The 22198-nt window shown below is 50.6% G+C and carries 20 protein-coding genes; 17 read left to right on the top strand and 3 right to left on the bottom strand.

What is annotated here, in order from left to right; translation table 11 throughout:
• Positions 1-224 precede the first annotated feature (224 nt).
• The 12 genes from ACTQ3K_RS02775 to ACTQ3K_RS02720 all read left to right on the top strand — a co-directional run bounded on the left by ACTQ3K_RS02775 (position 225) and on the right by ACTQ3K_RS02720 (position 13843).
• Positions 225-497, top strand: coding sequence for a co-chaperone GroES (locus ACTQ3K_RS02775; protein WP_441565528.1), 273 nt, complete (start codon positions 225-227; stop codon positions 495-497).
• Positions 498-517: 20 nt separating this feature from the next.
• The gene (groL, locus tag ACTQ3K_RS02770; RefSeq protein WP_441565526.1) at positions 518-2140 is read left to right on the top strand and encodes a chaperonin GroEL; all 1623 of its coding nucleotides are present in this window, start codon (positions 518-520) and stop codon (positions 2138-2140) included.
• A gap of 528 nt (positions 2141-2668) precedes the next feature.
• On the top strand, positions 2669-3160 hold the full coding sequence (locus ACTQ3K_RS02765) for an HD domain-containing protein (RefSeq protein WP_441565524.1): 492 nt from the start codon (positions 2669-2671) through the stop codon (positions 3158-3160).
• 223 nt (positions 3161-3383) lie between these two features.
• Entirely contained in the window at positions 3384-3611 is a 228-nt protein-coding gene (locus ACTQ3K_RS02760) for a FeoA family protein (protein ID WP_441565522.1), read from the top strand.
• Positions 3612-3626: 15 nt separating this feature from the next.
• Positions 3627-3848, top strand: a complete 222-nt coding sequence (locus ACTQ3K_RS02755) for a FeoA family protein (RefSeq protein WP_441565520.1) — start codon at positions 3627-3629, stop codon at positions 3846-3848.
• Between the two features lie 75 nt (positions 3849-3923).
• Positions 3924-6377: a ferrous iron transporter B gene (feoB, locus tag ACTQ3K_RS02750; RefSeq protein ID WP_441565519.1), complete on the top strand. Its 2454-nt coding sequence runs from the start codon at positions 3924-3926 to the stop codon at positions 6375-6377.
• Positions 6378-6573: 196 nt separating this feature from the next.
• Positions 6574-7323 carry a 23S rRNA pseudouridine(2604) synthase RluF gene (gene rluF, locus ACTQ3K_RS02745; protein WP_441565517.1) on the top strand — a complete coding sequence of 250 codons (750 nt, stop codon included), beginning with the start codon at positions 6574-6576 and terminating at the stop codon, positions 7321-7323.
• A 30-nt stretch (positions 7324-7353) separates the two neighbouring features.
• The gene (gene ligA, locus ACTQ3K_RS02740) at positions 7354-9327 is read left to right on the top strand and encodes an NAD-dependent DNA ligase LigA (RefSeq protein WP_441565515.1); all 1974 of its coding nucleotides are present in this window, start codon (positions 7354-7356) and stop codon (positions 9325-9327) included.
• Positions 9317-10234 carry a homoserine O-acetyltransferase MetA gene (metA, locus tag ACTQ3K_RS02735; RefSeq protein ID WP_441565513.1) on the top strand — a complete coding sequence of 306 codons (918 nt, stop codon included), beginning with the start codon at positions 9317-9319 and terminating at the stop codon, positions 10232-10234. The genes ligA and metA overlap by 11 nt, the downstream gene beginning before the upstream one ends.
• A 187-nt stretch (positions 10235-10421) precedes the next feature.
• Positions 10422-11477, top strand: coding sequence for a hypothetical protein (locus tag ACTQ3K_RS02730; protein WP_441565766.1), 1056 nt, complete (start codon positions 10422-10424; stop codon positions 11475-11477).
• Positions 11478-11797: 320 nt separating this feature from the next.
• Entirely contained in the window at positions 11798-12682 is an 885-nt protein-coding gene (locus ACTQ3K_RS02725; RefSeq protein WP_441565511.1) for a (4Fe-4S)-binding protein, read from the top strand.
• 102 nt (positions 12683-12784) lie between these two features.
• Positions 12785-13843 (top strand): zinc ribbon domain-containing protein, encoded by a 1059-nt coding sequence (locus tag ACTQ3K_RS02720; RefSeq protein ID WP_441565509.1) that lies wholly within the window; start codon positions 12785-12787, stop codon positions 13841-13843.
• 24 nt (positions 13844-13867) lie between these two features.
• Here ACTQ3K_RS02720 and ACTQ3K_RS02715 read toward each other — a convergent pair whose 3' ends face one another.
• From ACTQ3K_RS02715 to ACTQ3K_RS02705, 3 genes are read right to left on the bottom strand one after another with little or no spacing between them, the layout of a single operon-like run.
• Positions 13868-15001, bottom strand: a complete 1134-nt coding sequence (locus tag ACTQ3K_RS02715; RefSeq protein WP_441565507.1) for a DUF4317 domain-containing protein — start codon at positions 14999-15001, stop codon at positions 13868-13870.
• A 2-nt stretch (positions 15002-15003) separates the two neighbouring features.
• A complete protein-coding gene (gene ftsH / locus ACTQ3K_RS02710; RefSeq protein ID WP_441565506.1) occupies positions 15004-16869 on the bottom strand; it encodes an ATP-dependent zinc metalloprotease FtsH in 1866 nt (621 codons plus the stop codon).
• Entirely contained in the window at positions 16847-17344 is a 498-nt protein-coding gene (locus tag ACTQ3K_RS02705; RefSeq protein WP_441565504.1) for a MarR family winged helix-turn-helix transcriptional regulator, read from the bottom strand. Before ACTQ3K_RS02705 ends, ftsH begins: the two co-directional genes overlap by 23 nt.
• A 205-nt stretch (positions 17345-17549) precedes the next feature.
• Between ACTQ3K_RS02705 and lgt the strand changes: the two genes are divergently transcribed.
• The 5 genes from lgt to ACTQ3K_RS02680 are packed head-to-tail and all read left to right on the top strand — an operon-like array spanning position 17550 to position 22139.
• Positions 17550-18452, top strand: a complete 903-nt coding sequence (gene lgt / locus ACTQ3K_RS02700) for a prolipoprotein diacylglyceryl transferase (protein ID WP_441565502.1) — start codon at positions 17550-17552, stop codon at positions 18450-18452.
• Between the two features lie 22 nt (positions 18453-18474).
• The gene (locus ACTQ3K_RS02695; protein WP_441565500.1) at positions 18475-19557 is read left to right on the top strand and encodes an ABC transporter substrate-binding protein; all 1083 of its coding nucleotides are present in this window, start codon (positions 18475-18477) and stop codon (positions 19555-19557) included.
• Position 19558: 1 nt separating this feature from the next.
• On the top strand, positions 19559-20329 hold the full coding sequence (locus ACTQ3K_RS02690; RefSeq protein ID WP_441565498.1) for an ABC transporter permease: 771 nt from the start codon (positions 19559-19561) through the stop codon (positions 20327-20329).
• A complete protein-coding gene (locus ACTQ3K_RS02685) occupies positions 20326-21000 on the top strand; it encodes an ATP-binding cassette domain-containing protein (protein ID WP_441565496.1) in 675 nt (224 codons plus the stop codon). The genes ACTQ3K_RS02690 and ACTQ3K_RS02685 overlap by 4 nt, the downstream gene beginning before the upstream one ends.
• A gap of 26 nt (positions 21001-21026) precedes the next feature.
• Entirely contained in the window at positions 21027-22139 is a 1113-nt protein-coding gene (locus ACTQ3K_RS02680) for an aminopeptidase (protein WP_441565494.1), read from the top strand.
• Positions 22140-22198 lie beyond the last annotated feature (59 nt).

Here is a 22198-nt window from a genome sequence, read left to right as displayed (position 1 = left end):
CAGTTTCGAAAAAATGTAAAAGAAAATGAAGCTTCTGCATTGAAAAATAAGAAAAAACAAAATAACAGAAGAAAACAAGAGAAAACAAGAGATAATAGAATGAAATAGACAAAAACAGGACGGAGGGCGGTGTTGCATTTTGAGGGTAAATCTTATAGTATAGTGACAGTTGGTTAGCACTCAAACCAAGTGAGTGCTAGCAAATCAAGAAGGAGGAATAAATCATGAAATTAGTACCTTTAGGCGACAGAGTCGTATTAAAACAGGTTGAAGCAGAAGAAACTACAAAATCCGGAATCGTTCTCCCCGGTGCAGCAAAGGAGAAGCCCCAGCAGGCAGAAGTTATCGCAGTTGGCCCCGGAACCGATGAAGTAAAGATGGAAGTTGCAGTCGGCGATCAGGTCATCTATTCCAAATATGCAGGAACAGAAGTAAAGCTGGACGATGAAGAATATGTTGTCGTAAAGCAGAGCGACATTCTGGCAATTGTAAAATAAGAAAAGGAGACTGAGAGATCATGGCAAAGGAAATTAAGTTTGGTACAGAGGCCAGAAAGGCCCTGGAAGCCGGTGTAAATAAGTTGGCAGATACGGTAAGAGTAACCCTTGGACCGAAAGGAAGAAACGTTGTTCTGGATAAGTCCTTCGGAACTCCCCTGATCACCAATGATGGTGTTACCATTGCAAAGGAGATCGAGCTGGAAGACGCATTTGAGAATATGGGCGCACAGCTGATCAAGGAAGTTGCTTCCAAGACCAACGATGTTGCCGGTGACGGCACCACAACTGCAACCGTACTGGCTCAGGCAATGGTACATGAGGGTGTAAGGAACCTGGAAGCAGGTGCAAACCCCATTATCCTGAGAAAGGGTATGAAGAAGGCAACCGATAAGGCTGTTGAAGCAATCGCAGCAATGAGCGAGCCGATCACAGGCAAGGAGCAGATCGCAAGAGTTGCGGCAATCTCTGCCGGCGATGACAGCGTTGGTGAGATGGTTGCAGATGCCATGGAGAAGGTTTCCAAGGACGGTGTTATCACCATCGAGGAATCCAAGACCATGAAGACCGAACTGGATCTGGTAGAAGGTATGCAGTTTGACAGAGGATACCTTTCCGCATATATGTGCACCGATATGGAGAAGATGTGTGCAGAGCTGGATAATCCTTATATCCTGATCACCGATAAGAAGATCAGCAACATTCAGGAAATCCTGCCTCTTCTGGAGCAGGTTGTACAGAGCGGCGCAAAGCTTCTGATCATCGCTGAGGATATCGAGGGCGAGGCTCTGACTACTCTGATCGTGAACAAGTTAAGAGGAACCTTCAGCGTAGTAGGCGTAAAGGCGCCCGGCTACGGCGACAGAAGAAAAGAGATGTTAAAGGATATCGCAATCCTGACAGGTGGTACCGTGATCTCTGAAGAGGTTGGTCTGGAACTGAAGGATGCAACTCTGGATCAGCTTGGTCGTGCAAAGTCTGTTAAGGTTCAGAAGGAATCTACCATTATCGCTGATGGCAAGGGTGACGGCAAGGCAATCAAAGATCGTATCAGCCAGATCAAGGCTCAGATCGAGGAAACAACCTCTGAATTTGATAAAGAAAAGCTTCAGGAGCGTCTTGCAAAGCTTTCCGGCGGCGTAGCAGTAATCCGTGTCGGTGCTGCAACTGAGACCGAGATGAAGGAAGCAAAGCTTCGTATGGAAGACGCACTGGCGGCAACAAGAGCAGCTGTAGAAGAGGGTATCATCTGTGGCGGCGGTTCTGCTTACATTCATGTAGCAAAAGAAGTTGAGAAGCTGGTTGCCGGCCTGGAAGGTGACGAGAAGACCGGTGCAAAGCTGGTACTGAAGGCTCTGGAAGCTCCTCTGTATCGGATCGCAGCAAATGCCGGCCTGGAAGGCTCCGTAATCGTAAACAAGGTAAAAGAATCCAAGCCCGGATTCGGCTTCGATGCACTGAATGAGGAATATGTAGAAATGATCCCCGCAGGTATCGTAGATCCCGCTAAGGTAACCAGAAGCGCACTGCAGAACGCAACCAGCGTAGCAGCAACCCTCTTAACCACCGAATCCGTAGTAGCAAACATCAAAGAAGATACACCCGCCATGCCCGCAGCAAACCCCGGTATGGGAATGATGTAATATAGCCACGAGACGTGCAGAAATAAAAAAGAAAGCCCCGGCGAGTTTACTCGCCTGCGGGCTTCCTTTTTTATTTCTATAAGGCGACGGCCGATAGCGAGATGGAGCGAAGCGGAATCGAGCTAACGTCTCGTGGCTATATCAGATTGAAACGGAGCGACGGCCGATAGCGAGATGGAGCGAAGCGGAATCGAGCTAACGCCTCGTGGCTATATCAGATTGAAACGGAGCGACGGCTGATAGCGAGATGAAGCGAAGCGGAATCGAGCTAACGCCTCGTGGCTATATCAGATTGAAACGGAGCGACGGCCGATAGCGAGATGAAGCAAAGCGGAATCGAGCTAACGTCTCGTGGCTATATCAGATTGAAACGGGGCGACGGCCGATAGCGAGATGGAGCGAAGCGGAATCGAGCTAACGCCTCGTTTTCAATCCGGAGCCGCTGTCCTTTCCGTTAGTTTTATGATATACTGAACAAAAATACACACAGGCGGACGGGGTGGAATACACAGTCCGGAAAGGAATGTCATGACGGATCAGGAGCGGTATCAGAGGGCGTATGAGTATGCGGCGAAGAAGCATGCGGGACAGTATCGGATTGGCGGAAAGCCTTATATGACCCACCCGGAGGCGGTGGCGGCGGCTCTGCGTGCACAGGGCTATGATGTGGACTATCAGATCACCGGCCTGTTTCATGACCTTCTGGAGGACACCGATGCGTCTGAGACGGAGATTGAAGCACTTGGAGGCCGCGAGGTACTGGAGGCCGTGCGGCTTTTGACAAAGCGGCCGGGCTATGTGATGGCGGATTACATCGCCGGGATTAAGAAAAATCCCATGGCGCGGGCGGTGAAAGCGGCAGACCGGCTTCATAACCTGAAAAGCGCTTCTGCGTGCAGCGAGAAATTTAAACGAAACTATATAAAAGAGAGTACAGAATGGTATCTGGATTTCTCGCCGGAGATCGGGACGGCAGTGCGGGAACTGGAGGAGACACTGAAGAAGACGCCGAAGGATTGAAGCATCGTGACCGGAATTTGCTGCCGGCAAAAAAATATTGAGAAAATGAAAAAAGTTATTGACAAAGAGGTTAGAGCATGCTAACATTGCAGTTGGTTGGGTTAGAAGTTTCTAACCCAATATTTTAAATCGCTGGTTAGCGTCCACTATCTCTCGGAGAAGCGGACATGGCAGTGAGATTACGGCGGCAGTTTGCCGTGCCGGACGAAAGAGAGGGAAAATTATGATGCCGTTGACATTCGCACCCATCGGAGAAGAGCAGATGATCCACAAGGTGGGTGGAAATTCAGGGGTACGGACCCATCTGGAGAACCTGGGATTTGTTTCCGGTGGATTTGTGACTGTGATTTCCACCATCGGAGGAAATCTGATCGTGAACGTAAAGGAATCCCGCATAGCGATCAGCCGGGAGATGGCAGGTAAGATCATGGTGCAGGCCAGTGCAGACTAACAGGAGGATTATGGTATGAAGACGTTGAGACAGGCAAAGATCGGCGACACCGTAACCGTAGTGAAGCTCCACGGTGAAGGCGCGGTGAAACGCAGAATCATGGACATGGGAATCACACGCGGTGTGGAGATCCATGTACGGAAGGTAGCACCTCTCGGAGATCCCATTGAGGTAACGGTGAGAGGATATGAGCTGTCTTTGAGAAAAGCAGATGCCGAGATGATAGAGATCAACTAGAAAAACGCTCAGAAATGAGCTGTTTTTTCAGAAGTATGATTAGAGGAGACTAATTCAAGGAAAGGACGAAGAACTATGAGTATCAAAATTGCCCTGGCGGGTAACCCCAACTGCGGTAAAACGACTCTGTTCAATGCGTTGACCGGATCCAATCAGTTTGTTGGTAACTGGCCCGGCGTAACCGTAGAGAAAAAGGAAGGGAAGCTGAAGAAGCATAATGATGTTACCATCATGGATCTTCCCGGTATTTATTCGCTTTCTCCGTACACCCTGGAGGAAGTTGTTGCAAGAAACTATCTGATCACAGAACGTCCTGATGCAATCTTAAACATCATTGACGGAACCAACCTGGAGCGGAACCTGTATCTGACGACACAGCTTACCGAGCTTGGAATTCCGGTTGTTGTTGCAGTTAACATGATGGATGTTGTAAAGAAGAACGGTGATAAGATCAACACGGAAGAGCTGGGAAGACAGCTTGGCTGTAAGGTCGTGGAGATCTCCGCATTAAAGGGAACCGGTATCATGGAAGCAGCAGAGGAAGCGGTCAAGGCTGCCCAGGGTACGAAGACAATCCCCATGCACAAATTCGCAGGCGTGGTGGAACATGCACTGGCTCATATCGAGGAAGCCGTTGTACATAACATGCCGGAAGAGCAGCAGCGCTGGTATGCCATTAAGGTATTTGAGCGTGACCAGAAGGTGCTGGAGCAGTTAAAGATTGATAAGGCAACCCTGGCTCATGTAGAAGACGATATCAAGGCAGCAGAGAAAGAGATGGACGATGATGCCGAGAGTATCATCACCAACGAGCGTTATATCTATATCGCTTCCATCATAAAGAGCTGCTATAAGAAGAAGAGCGCCGGAAAGCTTTCCACCTCGGATAAGATCGATAAGGTCGTAACCAACCGCTGGCTGGCTCTGCCGATTTTTGCGATCGTTATGTTCATTGTTTACTATGTATCGGTGTCCACTGTCGGTACCATTGCTACAGACTGGGCGAATGACGGTGTGTTCGGCGATGGCTGGTATCTGTTCGGAATCGGCAGAAGCGCTTATGAAGAAGCAGCAGAGGAATATGAGCCTTACGGCGCAGAGATCGATGCATTCCTGGATGCATGTGACGAAGCGGGTGCTGTGGATGAAGCTGCTTCCACGGATGAGGAAACCGTTCTTACCGATGCAGCAAAGGAGGTTACCACAACCGCTTATCTGTATGATGATGACGGAAATGTAACCGAAGAGCTGCCGGTTGATTATGATACTTATGAAGAAGCTCTGACGCATGAAGAGCCCGACAACGCAGATTACGGCGTATGGGTTCCCGGTATCCCCGGACTGATCGAGAGCGGTCTGGATAAGGCCGGCTGTGCAGACTGGTTAAAGGGTCTGATCCTTGACGGTATCGTTGCCGGTGTCGGCGCTGTCTTAGGCTTCGTACCTCAGATGTTAGTCCTGTTCCTGTTCCTGGCATTCCTGGAGAGCTGCGGATACATGGCCCGTATCGCATTCGTTATGGATCGTATCTTCCGTAAGTTCGGCCTTTCCGGTAAGTCCTTTATCCCGATGCTGATCGGTACCGGCTGCGGCGTTCCCGGAATCATGGCTTCCAGAACGATTGAAAATGACCGTGACCGTAAGATGACCGTTATGACGACAACCTTCATCCCCTGCGGCGCAAAGCTTCCGATCATTGCCCTGATCGCAGGCGCTATGTTCGGCGGTGCATGGTGGGTATCCCCCAGTGCATACTTCATCGGAATCGCTGCGATCATTGTTTCCGGTATCATGTTAAAGAAAACAAAGATGTTTGCCGGTGATCCTGCTCCCTTCGTTATGGAGCTTCCTGCATACCACTGGCCGACCGTTGGCAACGTTCTTCGTTCCATGTGGGAGCGTGGCTGGTCCTTTATTAAGAAGGCCGGCACCATCATCCTTCTTGCAACCATTCTGGTTTGGTTCACCTCCAACTTCGGCTGGGCTGATGGCAGCTTCGGCATGGTAGATATGGAGCAGAGTATTTTAGCAGCCATCGGCCGTTGCATCGCCTGGATCTTTGCACCTTTGGGCTGGGGTTTCTGGAAAGCAGCGGTTGCTTCCATCACCGGTCTCATCGCAAAGGAGAATGTTGTTGGTACCTTCGGCGTACTCTTCGGCGGATTCGATGAGGTTGCAGAGAACGGCTGGCAGGTATGGGCTAACATGAGAATGGAATTTACGCAGCTTTCCGCCTATTCCTTCCTGATCTTCAACCTGTTATGCGCGCCCTGCTTCGCAGCAATCGGTGCCATGAAGCGTGAGATGAACAGCCCTAAGTGGACCTGGTTTGCAATCGGATATCAGTGCGTATTCGCTTATGTGATCGCATTCGTTGTATATCAGTTTGGTATGATGTTTACCGGAAACGGCAATGTGATCGCATTCATCATTGCAATTGCTCTGGTAGCATTCCTTCTTTACATGCTGTTCCGTCCTTACAAGGAAAGTGAGACACTGACCACAAAGGTAAAGATCAGCAAAAAGTAATTTCATAAACAAGCCTTAATCGTATTTTCCTTTTTTATATGGGGCTCGGAGAAATCCGGGTCCCTTTTGCCGTCCGTGGACGGAATGTCTATGACAGACGGACAGTGTGCATTCTCGGAACCCGGCTTGACAGTGGCGGACGTTCTTGTTATACTGAAAGCCGGTTATAAAACCAGATCGGAGAGCAGGAATTACTATGGAAGAAACAGGAATCCGTTTAAATAAATATCTGAGTGAGGCCGGTATCTGTTCCAGAAGAGAGGCGGACCGCATGGTGGAAGAAGGCCGTGTGACCGTGAACGGCGAACTTCCGGCCATGGGACAGAAGATCCTTCCGGGAGACCAGGTGGAGGTTGACGGCACCATGGTCGGCGGAAAAGACCGCCCGGTGCTTTTGCTGGTCAACAAGCCTGCCGGGATCGTCTGCACGACAGCGGAATTCAAGGGCGAGAAAAACATTGTAGACATGGTGAATTATCCCGTTCGTGTCTATCCGGTTGGACGGCTGGATAAGGAATCAGAGGGACTGATCCTTATGACGAACCGGGGAGAACTGGTCAATAAAATCCTTCGGGGCGGCAACCACCATGAAAAAGAATATCTGGTGACGGTGAACCGGCCGGTGACACCGGAGTTTTTAGAGGCCATGAGCCGCGGCGTTCCGATCCTGGATACGGTGACAGCGCCCTGTAAGACCGAGAAAACCGGTGTCCGCCAGTTTAAGATCATTTTAACCCAGGGACTGAATCGCCAGATCCGTCGGATGTGTGAATATTTCGGTTACCGGGTTGTGGCATTAAAGAGGATTCGTGTCATGGAATTTACCCTGGATGGAATCCCCTCCGGCGGCTATCGGGAGGCAACAGAAGCAGAGCAGCGGGAGCTGGAGCGTCGGTTAAAAAATTCCAGCGGCCGTCCTTATCGGGAGACCCATAAACATAAGTAAGACAGAAGGCAGGTGACAGCCGTGGAGCATATGGAAAAAATGACGCGGATGAAGGAGCTGGTGGAACAGCTTCGGGAAGCATCGAAGGCTTACTATCAGGAAAGCCGCGAGATCATGAGCAATTATGAATACGATGCACGTTATGACGAGCTGCTGTCCCTGGAACAGAAGACGGGAACGACTCTGGCAGGAAGCCCCACGGTGCAGGTGGGCTATGAGCTGTTGAGTGAGCTTCCCAAGGAGCGTCATGAGCGTCCGATGCTGTCTCTGGATAAAACAAAGGATGTAGGAGCTCTGGCAGAATGGCTGAAGGACAAGGATGGGCTTCTTTCCTGGAAGCTGGATGGTCTGACCATTGTGCTGACCTACGGAGACGGAACACTTCAGAAGGCGGTTACGCGCGGAAACGGTGAGATTGGCGAGGTTATTACCAATAACGCCAGAGTGTTTGCCAACATTCCGCTTCAGATCCCGTATAAGGGAGAGCTGGTGCTCCGCGGTGAGGCGGTCATCAAGTATTCGGATTTTTATAAGATCAACGAAGAAATCGGTGAGGCCGACGCCCGGTATAAAAATCCGAGAAATTTATGCAGCGGAACGGTCCGCCAGCTGAATAATGCAGTCACGGCAAAGCGGAATGTGAACTTTTTTGCTTTTTCCCTGGTGCGGGCAGAAGGCGTTGATTTCAAAAATTCCAGGGAGGAGCAGTTCAAATGGCTGAAATCCCAGGGCTTTGATGTGGTGGAATATAAGCGGGTGACAAGGGAATCTCTGCCCGGGGCTGTGAAGGAGTTTGCGGAGCGGATCGGCGGAAATGATTTTCCGTCCGACGGACTGGTGTTATTATACGATGATATTGCATACGGACAGTCTCTAGGACGGACGGCCAAGTTCCCCAGAGATTCGATTGCCTTTAAATGGAAGGATGAGATCCAGACGACCCATCTTTCCTATATTGAGTGGAGTGCGTCCAGAACCGGGCTCATCAATCCGGTGGCGGTCTTTGAGCCGGTGGAGCTGGAGGGCACGACCGTAAGCCGCGCCAGTGTCCATAACGTGAGTATTGTGGAAGCACTGGAGCTGGGCGAGGGGGATGAGATCACGGTTTATAAGGCCAACATGATCATTCCCCAGATCGCGGAAAATCTCACAAGGAGCGGATCGGCAGCAATTCCGGAGATCTGCCCGGTCTGCGGAGGACCAACCAGGATTCACAATGAAAACGGGGTAAAAACACTGTACTGTGAAAACGGTGAGTGCCCTGCCAAGAAAATCAAGCGCTTTTCGCTTTTTGTGAGCCGCGATGCCATGAACATCGACGGGCTTTCGGAGGCGACACTGGAAAAATTTGTGGATCAGGGCTTTGTGAAAGAATTTGCCGATCTGTTCCTGCTGGACCGCTATAAAGAACAGATCGTTTCCATGGATGGGTTTGGAGAAAAGTCCTACGAAAATCTCCAGGCTGCGCTGGAGCGGGCGAAGCATACGACCATGGCGCGGTTTGTGTACGGACTGGGAATCGCCGGGATCGGCGCCGCCAATGCCAAGGTACTGTGCCGTGCGTTTTCCGATGATTTTGATGCTCTCCGCCATGCAAAGCGGGAGGAGCTGGAGAAGATTGAGGGGATCGGTCCGGTGATCGCGGACGGGATCCTGGCTTATTTTGCATCGGAAAAGCATAATGAGGAGGCAGATCGAATGTTAAAGCTGGTGACGTTTGAAACAGAAACGCCATCAGCGGAATCTCAGATCCTTGCCGGAAAGACCTTTGTGATCACCGGGAGCGTGGAGCAGTTCGCCAACCGAAGCGAGGCGAAGGCGTTCATCGAATCTCTGGGCGGAAAGGTGACCGGCTCGGTGACTTCAAAAACCGATTACCTCATTAACAATGACAGCACATCAGGCTCCTCCAAAAATAAAAAGGCGAAGGAGCTGGGAATTCCCATTCTTACGGAAGCGGAGTTCCTTGCGATGACAAGACAGGAGAACAGACATGCCGATTAAAGTACAGAACGATCTGCCCGCAAGAGCAATTCTTGAAACCGAAAATATTTTCATGATGGATGAGGACCGTGCCCTTTCCCAGGATATCCGTCCCCTCCAGATTGTGATCTTGAACCTGATGCCCATCAAGGAAGACACGGAGACTCAGCTTCTCCGCGCGCTTTCCAATACGCCCCTCCAGCTTGACATTACGTTTCTCCATATGTCCAGCCACGAGTCCACCCATACATCGGTGAGCCATTTAAACAAGTTTTATGTGACCTTTGATCAGATCCGGAAGCAGAAGTTTGACGGTATGATTATCACCGGCGCACCGGTGGAGCAGATGGAGTTTGAGGATGTGGATTACTGGCCGGAGCTGGCGAAGATCATGGACTGGACCACCACCCATGTAACCTCCACCGTTCATATCTGCTGGGGGGCCCAGGCGGGGCTTTATCATCATTACGGAATCCAGAAGCATATCATGGATAAGAAGCTGTTCGGGATCTATGAGCACCGTGTCATCGACCGGACGGTGCCTCTGGTGCGTGGCTTCGATGATGTATTTCGTGCACCTCATTCCCGTTATACCTATGATCGGAAGGAGGACATCGAGGCGTGTTCCGAGCTGGTAATCCTGGCAGAGTCCGAGGAGGCTGGAGTATTCCTGGTACAGAGCCGGGACGGCAAGCGGATTTTTGTTATGGGTCACCCGGAATATGACCGGATCACCCTGGACGGCGAGTACCGCAGAGACCACGGAAAGGGCATGGACACTGCCATTCCGAAAAATTATTATCCCAATGATGATCCCAGCCAGAGACCCATGCTTACCTGGCGGATGCACGCCAACGCGCTGTATAACAACTGGGTGAATTATTACGTATATCAGGTAACGCCGTATATTCTGGAAGAAAGCCTGTAAATAAATGAGGAGAAGAGACTGCGGTTTCTTCTCTTTTATTTTGTAAAAAGAGATATGGTATGGTATGATGGGAATGAGACGGTGATGTCCGGAAAGCATTTGTACAGCAGCGCAGGCCTGCGGTATCAGTCTATGGCGAATGGAGGAATTCAGATTGACAAAAATCAAAGCGGTTGGTTATGAGATCATGCATATGGACCGGCTTACGGCGCGGATTGATCAGTACGGACACAGTAAAATCTATGAGGAGGCATTTCTTCCGTATAATCTGTGGCTGGAGGAAGCGGAGGATCTGGATACGCTGGTTAATAATATCACCAACTTCTATTACTGGTGCGCATCCAGGGTCTTGACACTGGATCGGAAATATGCAAAAGAAATTTTAAACAGCATGGGAATGAGGCAGGCGGTGACGGACCGGGAACGGGCCAAGATCGCATTGTCATATCGCTGTGCATCGCTGACGGATGTATTCTGGGTGCGCCGGACCGGAGAACCGGTGACGTTTGCAGAGGTTAATCTGTATCAGAATCATCTGGATAACACGTTTCTGGATATTTCCCTTCGAGGAAGACAGTACATGGTAGAAAATCAGGAGCTTGCGAGAGATGCGGCAACCAACGGCTGTTTTGCGAAAGCATGGAGGAGAACCGGAAACGGATTCCAGCTGCTGAAGGACGGCGGAAAAGAGGCAGTGGAACGGGAGCTGCTGGCCAGCCAGGTCTGCCGGTGCTTTTCGGAAGATCAGGTGCTTTATGAGAGAGGAAGCTTTGAGGGAGAGGATGTCAGTGTCAGTGAAAATATGACTTCTCTGAAGGTTTCCATTGCCTCCATGGAGGCATTCGAATTGTATGTGATGAATCATGATAAGAATTTGGAAAAAACAGTGCTCTCACTGGATCGTCACGGATATTATATGATGAATCTGCTGGATTACCTGATTGGAAATACAGACCGTCACTGGGGAAACTGGGGCGTATTGGTGGATAATCGGACAAACCGTCCGATATCACTCCATAAGCTGATGGATTTTAACCAGGCCTTTCATTCCTATGATACGTTTGACGGAGCTGGCTGTCAGACATTGTTTGGCCGTCATGCGACCCAGAGGGAAGCTGCGGAGGAAGCAGTACGGGCAGTCGGGCTGAATCAGATCATGGAGGTGAAGAAAGAGGCTTTTTCGGAGCTTCCGCAGATGTATGAAATGTTTCAGAGGAGACTGGAGCACTTGAAAACCTTGTAAGAAGGTCATTATGAGCTTGGATTATATTGGCAGATGAAACTCTGGTGGATGTATTTTGGAAAATAATGGAAAATTGCTGACAGACAGTGGAACCTTATTCCGTCAGCTTTCCAATTCCCTCCGGCAGGTTTAATTCCCGGTTCTGCCTGAGAAAGGTAAAGGGTTCTGGCGGCACCGCTCATGGAGCCGCACTGGGCAACAATGAAAATAATATTCAGATGACATATGGAAAGATAAGTGGTATAGTAAAGAGGAAACTTGATTTCAGATTAGAAAAAGACAGGTGAAAAACAAAAAGAAGGACAATGGAGGAGGAGCGTATGGCAGCGTTAACCATCAGCGCAGACGAGGAGAAGCGCTTAAAAGGACTTGGGTTTTTAAACAATAAGGGGACGGATTCTTTTTCCGCCCGTGTGATTACCGGAAACGGAAGAGTGACTGCCGCCCAGCACCGGCGTATGGCAGAAGCAGCCGAACGGTTCGGAAACGGAACCTTAACGTACACCACGAGACAGACCGTGGAGATTCCCGGAATCCCCTATGAAAAGATCGGGGAATTTCAGTCATTTCTTGCAGAGGAAGGACTCATGGCCGGCGGAACCGGGCCGAAGGTGCGGCCGGTGGTGTCCTGTAAGGGTACGACCTGCCAGTATGGGCTTTTGGACTCTTATGCACTTTCTGAAGAAATCCATCAGCGGTTTTATGTGGGATATCATGATGTGAAGCTGCCTCATAAGTTCAAGATTGCCGTAGGCGGATGTCCCAATAACTGTGTGAAGCCAAACCTCAATGATCTGGGGGTGGTAGGCCAGCGGATCCCGCAGTTTCATAAGGAGCTTTGCAAGGGCTGTAAAAAGTGTGCCGTAGAGGCTGCCTGTCCTGTCGGGGCATCGAAGGTGGTGGACGGCGTTCTGGTACGGAATACCGAGCTCTGTAATCAGTGCGGCCGCTGTATCGGAACATGCCGGTTTGATTCGATCACAGACGGTACATACGGTTATAAGATCTACATTGGAGGCCGCTGGGGAAAGAAGGTGGCCATGGGAAGAGCATTAAATCAGTTCTTTACCACAAAGGAAGAGGTCATGACCGTGATCGAAAAGGCGATCCTGTTCTTTAAGGATCATGGACAGCCGGGGGAGCGGTTTGCCGATACCATTGCGCGTCTTGGATTTGAAAACGTGGAAAAACAGCTTCTTTCATAATAGTTAAGATTTTGTGAACTCTTTTGCTTTTTGGAGTTGAGCGTGTTATAATAACCACTCAGCAGGCGAAAAGGCCGGATATGACAGAAGGGAGAAGAGAACATGTATTGTCCAAACTGTGGAAAACAGGCAGACGGTGCGTTCTGCCGTTACTGCGGTGCAAAGCTGCCCGGGCAGGGTGCAGGAAACAGCAAAAGAGCAAAGCGGGAAGTGCCGTCTTATTCTGATATAGATTTTGTACCGGAGGATGAGTCCTTTATTCCGGAAGAACGTTTTTTTGAGAAACCGGATGGTCTTGGCGATGAAACCGTGGTACTGGAGCCGCTGGATCAATATACGCCGGAAGAGGGACCGAGAAATCTGGCCGGAGGAGCTGCGTATCCGGAACGAACTCCTGTTTCTGAAACCGGAACTGCGGAGGAAGGTGCAAAGCCCGGAAAGAAGCTGGGCGAGAGAATGCAGAACGTCTTTGTGGCAAAAGGAAATCTGGGACGGGATCCCTATGCCAATGTGGACGAGGAGCCGGAAGAACTCTGGGAGGAGGATGATTCCTACGGCCAGGGCAGTAAGACAGGCGGAAAGAAAAAGAAGAAAAAGAAAGCGGCAAAGACCGTGAGATCTGTCGGACATACTGCGGGAAAAACGATTGGAAGTGCCGGAAAAACGGTTGGGAAAGCCGGAAAGGCAGCCGGAAGCGCAGCCTCCGGTCTGATCTCTACCGTCCTTCGTCTGGCCTGTGTAGTTCTTATGGCTGGAATTATCGGGTTCCTTGGAAAAGAGATCTGGATCGAGCGGAGCGTTCTGGGAACGCTGAGCCTTCAGCCGGAGAATTTCAATAAAGGCGAGGCGGTATTTCTTGCCATGTCAGGTGTGACCCTGTTATACGGTCTGATTTCACTTGCCTGGATGGCGTCCAGACGGCGCATGGCATACGACGGAAGGCTGAAAAAGTTCGATACCGGACGCGGCTTGACTGCATTTATCCTGTTTGCGCTGCTGATCTTCACCGCGTCCGCGATCCAAATGCTTCTGCCTTACCGGGCAGGAATCCTGGACGGCGTCAATCTGTACTTTTCCGTGGCCGGTTCCGTGACAAAAACTGCCGGAAGCTGCGCAGTTCTGGGAGCGGTGCTCTGCATCGTGCGGAAGATCCTGAAGTAGGACCGGTGATTTTGATGAGAATCCTTATGATTCACTTTTTGTTTTGATCACGATTCCGCTTACCTCCACATGCTCTTCCAGAGGGATCACCAGACATTCCTGCCTGTCGATGACCATGGTTTTCACCAGGTCGGCGCGGTCCGGCTTGACCTGAACCACGACATCGGGGGTTTTGATTTCGAATTTTCTGGCATTGATCACATTGGAGGCGAAGAGGGAAGCGTCTTTTCCGGCGGTTTCCTCAAAGCGTTCGTCCAGAGCTTCCAGATGCTCCTCATCAGCGCCGCTGTCGGATAGAAGCAGGTACAGATCCCGCTTGGTGAGTGCGGCCGGGTCCGGGGAGTCCTTGCCGTCCTCCAGCTTTTCTGTCAGCTTTTCGTGGATGTTCTTTACGGCTTCAAAGCTGCAGTCATCACCGAGGGTGTCCTCCACCAGAGCCTGAAAGGCTTCCTTCTGGCTTGTAACCGGCATGGGAGGAGTACAGCCAAGCATATCCTCAATGAGACGTGCCTGGAACTGGTCGGCGTCCTTGGAGTAGAAGAGGAGGCTGTGGATGTCAGTGCTCCGGTCATTGAAGGCGGGGAATAGAAAGCCGGTTAAGGGCATGTCCACCACCCAGTCACGGATCCGGTTCTGAATGATGCCCTCGGAGGCATTGTAGCAGAGACCGGCCTTTGTCAGCTTCACCGGGCAGACACAGCATAACACGAAGCTGTAAACCTCCTCGGAGGCATCGAACATCTCGTTTCCGTCGGTGGACTTTCCGGGAATATCATAAAGTCCGTGAATCAGCAGAATGAGAAAGTTTCCAGGTTCATCAAGGCTGTCCAGAACCTTGTCGTAAAAGGTGTCGATGAGAATGTCATCGGTCAGTCTGGTTTCCCGAAGCTGCATGAGCAGGTCATGGGTGCTTCCGGGATTCTCTGCGGCCAGGGGAAATTCCATGTTGATCAGATTTTTCCCGAGAGTGCCGGAGAGATTTTTTCGGAATAATTCAAAATATTTAAACATTTCCTCCTCAGGGAGGGAGAGGAAGGCCTCTTTGAATTCGGCTTTCCTCTCTTTTTCGTTGTCCACATAACAGCCGCAGAGCCTTGTGATGGCACAGTTGGCCGGAGTGAACTGCTTCTTGATTTCAGAGATTTCTTTTTTGTTCATGATCAGTGATTCTCCTTTGTGGACTGATCGGCAACAGCGGGGATGGGCCTGGAGAGGATCTCCATAAACTCATCACCGGTGATGGTCTCATGGCTGTAAAGGTATTCGGCAAGCTGATGAAGCTTCGGCATATTGCTGCGGAGAAGCTGTTCTGCTTTGTCGTACTGGCGTTTTACCAGTGCTACCACCATATCATCGATCTTGGCTGAGGTGGTCTCAGAGCAGGCCAGAGAGGTATCGCCGCCCAGGTATTGATTCTGTATGGTCTCGAAGGCTACCATGCCGAACTCATCGCTCATGCCGTAGCGGGTGATCATGGCGCGGGCCAGCTTGGTTGCCTGCTCAATGTCGTTGGAGGCTCCGGTAGAGATGGAGTGGAAGATCAGATCCTCTGCGATCCGTCCGCCGGTGAAGGTGGCGATCTTGTTTTCCAGCTCTTCTCTGGACATCAGATTCTTGTCATTCTGATCTACCTGCATGGTGTAGCCAAGTGCACCGGAGGTACGGGGAATGATGGTGATCTTTGTTACCGGTGCGGAGTTGGTCTGGAGTGCGGCGACAAGTGCATGTCCGATTTCATGGTAGGCAACGGTCAGCTTTTCCTTGTCGGTCAGCAGCTTATTCTTTTTCTGATATCCGGCGATCACGACTTCGACGCTTTCTTCCAGATCAGCCTGAGTGACGAACTTTCTGCCGTCCCGGACTGCACGCAGAGCTGCTTCATTGATCATGTTGGCAAGCTCGGCACCGCTGGCACCGGCGGCGGCTCTGGCGATGGCAGAGAAGTCCACGTTGTCGCCCATCTTGACCTTCTTTGCATGAACACGGAGAATGGCTTCACGACCCTGAAGATCCGGAAGCTCCACGGGTACACGGCGGTCAAAACGGCCGGGACGGAGAAGGGCAGGATCCAGAGAATCCGGACGGTTGGTAGCAGCCAGGATCACAACGCCCTTGGTACCATCGAAGCCATCCATCTCGGTCAGCAGCTGATTCAGGGTCTGTTCCCGTTCATCGTTGCCGCCGACACCGCCGCCGTCACGCTTTTTTCCGATGGTATCAATCTCATCAATAAAGACAATACAGGGAGCCTTTTCGGCAGCCTGCTTAAACAGGTCACGAACCTTGGCAGCACCCATGCCGACGAACATTTCTACGAATTCCGAGCCGGAGATGGAAAAGAACGGAACGTTGGCTTCGCCTGCGACCGCCTTGGCAAGAAGAGTCTTTCCGGTTCCGGGAGGGCCGACAAGAAGAGCACCCTTCGGCATTTTTGCACCGATTTCCGTATACTGGGCAGGATTATGAAGAAAATTCACGATCTCCTGCAGAATCTCCTTTGCCTCATCTTCACCGGCCACATCACTGAATTTAATGCCGGTGGTGGACTGGACATAAACCTTGGCATTGCTTTTTCCGAAGCTCATGGCATTGCCTATACCGCCGCCCATCTTTTTGGCAAGAGAACGGCTTAAAAGCTGTCCGATGGCAACGAAGAACAGAACCGGGAAAATCCAGCTGAGTAAAAAGCTCAGGATCGGGGAGGTCTGCTGGACAATGGGAGTGCTGAATGAGGTGATCCCTGCGTTGTAAAGGCGGTCTGCCAGCTTATCACCGTCCTCCAGCTTTCCGGTTTTATAGTAATGGGCGGGATCTTCATTATCGGAAAAGATGATCTCATTGTCATCAATCTCCACTTCACCGATAGTTTTATTTTCAATCATGGTAAGAAAGGTACCGTAGTCTACTTCCGAGACCCTTGTGCTGAACAGCCGTGGAAACAGCAGAGCGTTCAGAAGAAGCAGCAGGATCAGGGCGATCAGGTAGTAGAACAACAGTGGCTTTTTAGGTGGTTGTACTTCTTTCATCAGATACCTCCTGTAAATAGTGGTTGATACGGGATCCAAGGTCTGCAAGCTGGCTGGTAAGCATGTCAAGCTCATTCAGCTTTTCGGCCGGTATTGTCCGGAGTGCCTGTTCCACAGCATCGGTCATATTTTGACGGGACCTGCATGCGGCTTCTTTTCCGGCAGCAGTCAGGGAAACGTAGACCAGGCGGCGGTTTTCACTGGTGTGAACGCGGTTAACCAGCCCGTCATCCTCCAGATCGCTGATCAGCTTGGAAAGCTGCTGTCTGGTACGGCCCAGCCGGGAAACCAGTTCTGTCATGGGAACCGTTCCATCAGGACTTTCATTTAAAATGTATAAAATATGAAAGCCATGACTGCTTAGCTTTATGTCTGTATCGGGAAGGAGATGCTCCTTCATGCGGACATACAGAGAAAGAGAAAAGTTCAGAAGCTGTTCGGCCAGATGCCTTGGATCGGAGCTTTTTTGATTCATGAAAATACCTCCTTTAAGGGTTCTCCAAAAAGTATAACAAATATTCACTGAAAGTCAATGAAATATTAACATTTAACAAAAAGTTTATTTTCGATTCATGGAAAGTTTTTCTTTTGGAGAAACTTTATCGGAAGCGGAAACAGAGGTGGATAATGAAACACAGACGTGGTATAATGAAGCGAATAAAAAAGAGGAGAATAAAACAATGAAAGAAGTTATCGTCCAGATCGGATCGTTTACCATATACGGATACGGTCTGATGATTGCAATCGGGATTGTCCTGGCGTTCTGGGTAGCCATGTTCCGGGAGAAAAAATATCAGATCGGCAATGATCAGGTATTTTCGCTGGGAATGTGGTGTCTGGTGGGAGGCTGGGCATCGGCGAAGCTTTTGTTTTTGATCACGGAGCTTCCGAGCCTGATCGCAGATCCGAAACAGTTTCTGGCAACGTTGTCCAATGGATTTGTAGTATACGGCGGACTGATCGGCGGGATCCTTACCGGCTGGCTGTTCTGCCGGATCAAAAAGCTTTCTTTTTTGAAATATTTTGATCTGGTTATGCCGTCTATCGCACTGGCGCAGGCCTTCGGGCGTATCGGCTGTTTTCTGGCAGGCTGCTGCTACGGAAAAGAGACCACCAGTGCATTTCATGTGATCTTTCCGGCAGAATGCCGGTTTGCACCGGGAGGAATTCCACTGATTCCGACTCAGCTTCTTTCCAGTGCCGGAGATTTCCTGAATTTTTTTGCACTGCTATTCTGTGCGAAAAAGACAAAGTCCGACGGTCAGGTGGGCGGCTTTTATCTGATTTTTTACAGCATCGGCCGGTTTGTTATCGAGTGCTTCCGGGATGATCCCAGAGGCGAGGTGGGAGTGCTTTCCACCTCCCAGTTTATTGCGGTCTTTATGCTGATCGCAGGAATCGCGATTGTAGCTTACTGCGGAAAAAAGTATCCGAAAAAAGCGGAAGACAACGAAGCGGAGAACAAAGACACAGAGAACAACGACACAGAGAACAACGAAGCGGAAAAAAAGGAAGCAGAAGCATCGGATCAGGAAGCTTCTGTGCAGGAACAGGAGCTTCTCGATCCTGAGAAGAAAGAGTAAACGAAAACGGAGGACTGGAGACATGAAAAAAACGGCAGCATGGGTATTAATCATTCTACTGGCGGCGTCTGTTCTGACAGGCTGCGGAAAAAGCGCAGGGAAAGAGACAACGGCACCGGAGACCACGAAAGCAGCAGAAACGGAAACCGTAAAAGAGACTGAAACAGAAAAAGAAACGGAAACATCGGCGGCAGCCTCCCAGACAGCGGACGATACGGTGATCCGTGTTGGCGGCTTAAAGGGTCCGACCACCATGGGTATGGTCAAGCTTCTGGATGATGCGGAGAACGGAGCTTCCGGTCTTTCCGTGGATTTTACCATGGCAGCCAGTGCAGATGAGCTGACTCCGAAGCTTCTTCAGGGAGAACTGGATATTCTGGCAGCACCGGCAAACCTGGCTTCGGTCTTGTATAATAAATCAGAGGGTAAGGTACAGTTTGCGGCTGTCAATACGCTTGGTGTACTTTATATTGTGGAAAAAGGCGAGGCGGGGATCACCTCCTTTGCCGATTTGAAGGGAAAGACGATCTATGCAACCGGTAAGGGCTCCACACCGGAGTATGCGCTTAATTATCTGCTGACCCGGAACGGTCTCGATCCGGAGAAGGATGTGGCCATTGAGTGGAAGAGTGAGCCGACCGAGGTGGTATCTCTTCTGGCAGGGCAGGAGAGTGGGATTGCAATGCTGCCTCAGCCCTTCGTAACCGTTGCAAAGGGACAGGTGGAAGGCCTGGAAGTGGCTCTGGATCTGACAAAGGAGTGGGAGGCACTGGACAACACAAGCATGCTGATCACGGCCGGTCTTATTGTCCGGAAGGCCTTCGCAGAGGAGCATCCCGATGCGCTGGCAGCATTTTTAAAGGAATATCAGGCTTCTACGGCATACATCAATGAGCATGTGGAAGAGGGCGCTGCCCTGGTGGAAAAATATGACATTGTAAAGGCTGCAGTGGCAAAGCAGGCAATCCCGGCCTGCAATATTACCTATCTGGACGGAGAAGACATGAAAACAGCACTCTCCGGCTATCTGCAGATCCTGTTTGAGCAGAATCCACAGGCAGTTGGCGGTGCCATGCCCGGAGACGATTTTTATCTGGTAAAGTAAAATGAAACGAAAAACCATCACAGAGCGGCTTCTGTCCATTGCGGCAGCAATCCTGCTCTGGCAGTTGTTATCCATGTGGCTGGGGCAGAAGCTTCTTCTGCCTTCGCCCCTTCATGTGGCAGGGCGCCTGTGGAGTCTTCTTGGAAGGGCAGACACCTGGAAAACGGTGGGATACAGCTTTTTAAGGATTGAAGCAGGATTCTTTCTCGGCATGATCACGGGCGGCATTCTGGCGGCGCTCTCTGCACGGTTTCATAGCGTGGAAGTGTTTTTATGGCCTTACCTGAAGGCGATGAAAACGGTTCCGGTGGCCTCCTTTATTATTTTGGCGCTGATCTGGGTAAAGGCCTCCGGTCTGTCAATCCTGATTGCCTTTCTCATGGTGCTTCCGGTGTTTTATTTTAACCTTCTGGAGGGAATCCGCAGTACCGATCAGAAGCTTCTGGAAATGACAGAGGTTTTTCAGATGAGTACCGGGAGAAGAATTTACTATCTGTATCTGCCGCAGCTTTGCCCGTTTTTTCTTTCGGCAGCTTCTCTGGCGCTTGGAATTTCCTGGAAAGCCGGTGTGGCGGCAGAGGTCATCGGGATTCCCGACGGATCGATGGGAGAGCGGCTGTATGAGGCAAAGATCTATCTGGAAACAGCGGATCTGTTTGCATGGACGATCCTGATCGTAGCCGTCTGCGCATGCTTTGAGCTGGTATTCATGAAAATGGCAGGTAAGCTGCCCGGCGGACAGAAAAACAGCCGGAAACGGAGTAAAAAATGAAACAGCGGGAAATCATAATAGAAAATCTGGAAAAGCGTTATGGAAAGACGGTTGTGTTTCACGGCTTTTCCAGGCGCTTTTTCTGCGGAGAGACTACGGTGCTCATGGGACGGTCGGGCTGCGGAAAGACGACGCTTCTGCGGCTTCTTATGGGACTGGAAACGCCGGATGGCGGACGGATCCTGGGCGTGCCGGAAAATCGAACGGCAGTATTCCAGGAGGATCGGCTGTTTGAAGCCTTTTCCGCGGTGGAAAATATCCGGGCTGTGCTTCCGGGCGGAGGGCGGAGGATTGCCGGGACAGAAAGAGAAGCAGCGGACTGTACAGGGAGGAAGCGAACCGGACGGGAAAGACGCGGGGAACAGCTTCGGGAAATCCGGGAAGCACTTTCGGAGCTTGGAATCATCGGGGCTGCACAGGATCAGCCGGTTTTGGAGCTGTCCGGCGGTATGAGGCGGAGAGTGGCCATTGCGCGGGCGGTCCTGGCAGGACAGCGGTTTGGTCCGGAAGGAATGCTTTTGTTTGATGAACCATTTGATGGTCTGGATACGGAGACAAAAGCCGGTGCCTCCGGGTTTATCCGGAAAAACGGTGTCGGAAAAACGGTGATCATGATCACGCACAGCGAAGAGGAAGCAGCGCTCATGGGTGGAACCATTGTCCGTCTGTAAAAAATATCGGAAAAGAGGAAGAAAACATGGATGAGAGAGTAAAGAAACTGGCGTATAATCTGGTGCATAGTTCCTGCAGAGTTCAGCCGGGAGAAAAGGTGTATGTGCATTACACCGGTATGGATACTCAGGATCTGGCAAGGGCACTGATCAAGGAGGTTTATGAGGCGGGCGGGCTTCCGTTTGCTCATTATACCGATCCCAGAGTACAGCGGGAGGTTCTTTTACACTGCAGCGAGGAACAGTTAAGGCTGATGGCACAGGTGGACAGCTCTGAGATGGAGCAGATGGACTGTTATATTGCTGTGCGGGGCGGAGATAACCTGAATGAGCTTTCTGATGTGCCGCCGGAGAAGCTGTCCATGTACAGTTCTCTTTACACCACACCGGTCCATCATGAGATCCGTGTGCCTAAAACGAAATGGGTAGTACTTCGTTATCCGTCTCCGTCTATGGCACAGAGCGCCGGCACCAGCCTGGAGGCGTTCGAGGACTTTTATTTTGATGTATGCTGTCTGGATTATGAAAAAATGGGACAGGCCATGGAGCCGCTGGTGGAGCTGATGAACCGGACCGACCAGGTGCACATCCTGGGGCCGGGAACAGACCTTACGTTTTCCATTAAAGATATTCCGGCAATCCCCTGTGCGGGAATCATGAATATTCCTGACGGAGAGGTGTTTACCGCACCGGTAAGAAATTCCGTAAACGGTGTTCTTTCCTATAATACGCCGTCGGTCTATCAGGGCTTCACCTATGAAAACATCCGTTTAACCTTTGAAAACGGAAGGATCGTGAAAGCCGAGGCCAATGATACAGAAAAAATCAACCACGTATTTGATACGGATGGGGGAGCAAGATATGTGGGAGAATTTGCCCTTGGCGTGAATCCCTGTGTGATAAAGCCCATGAAGGATATTTTATTTGACGAAAAGATCCGCGGATCCTTCCATTTTACACCGGGGAACTGCTATGAAGAAGCGCCCAACGGAAATGGCTCCTCGATCCACTGGGATCTTGTCTGCATCCAGACACCGGAGTATGGCGGAGGGGAAATTTATTTCGACGGAGTGCTGATCCGGAAGGACGGGCGGTTTGTAATCCCGGAACTGTACGGATTGAATCCTGAGAATCTGTGAAACTTATGTCATAATGCCGGATTTTGGGACGTTTTTGAAAAAATATTGTGGAGAATGAA

This window comes from Candidatus Paralachnospira sp. LCP21S3_A2, from assembly GCF_052118925.1.
GTDB lineage: Bacteria > Bacillota > Clostridia > Lachnospirales > Lachnospiraceae > Lientehia.
Note: the sequence above shows the minus strand (reverse complement) of the source record. Positions and strands in the feature narration are given on the sequence as shown.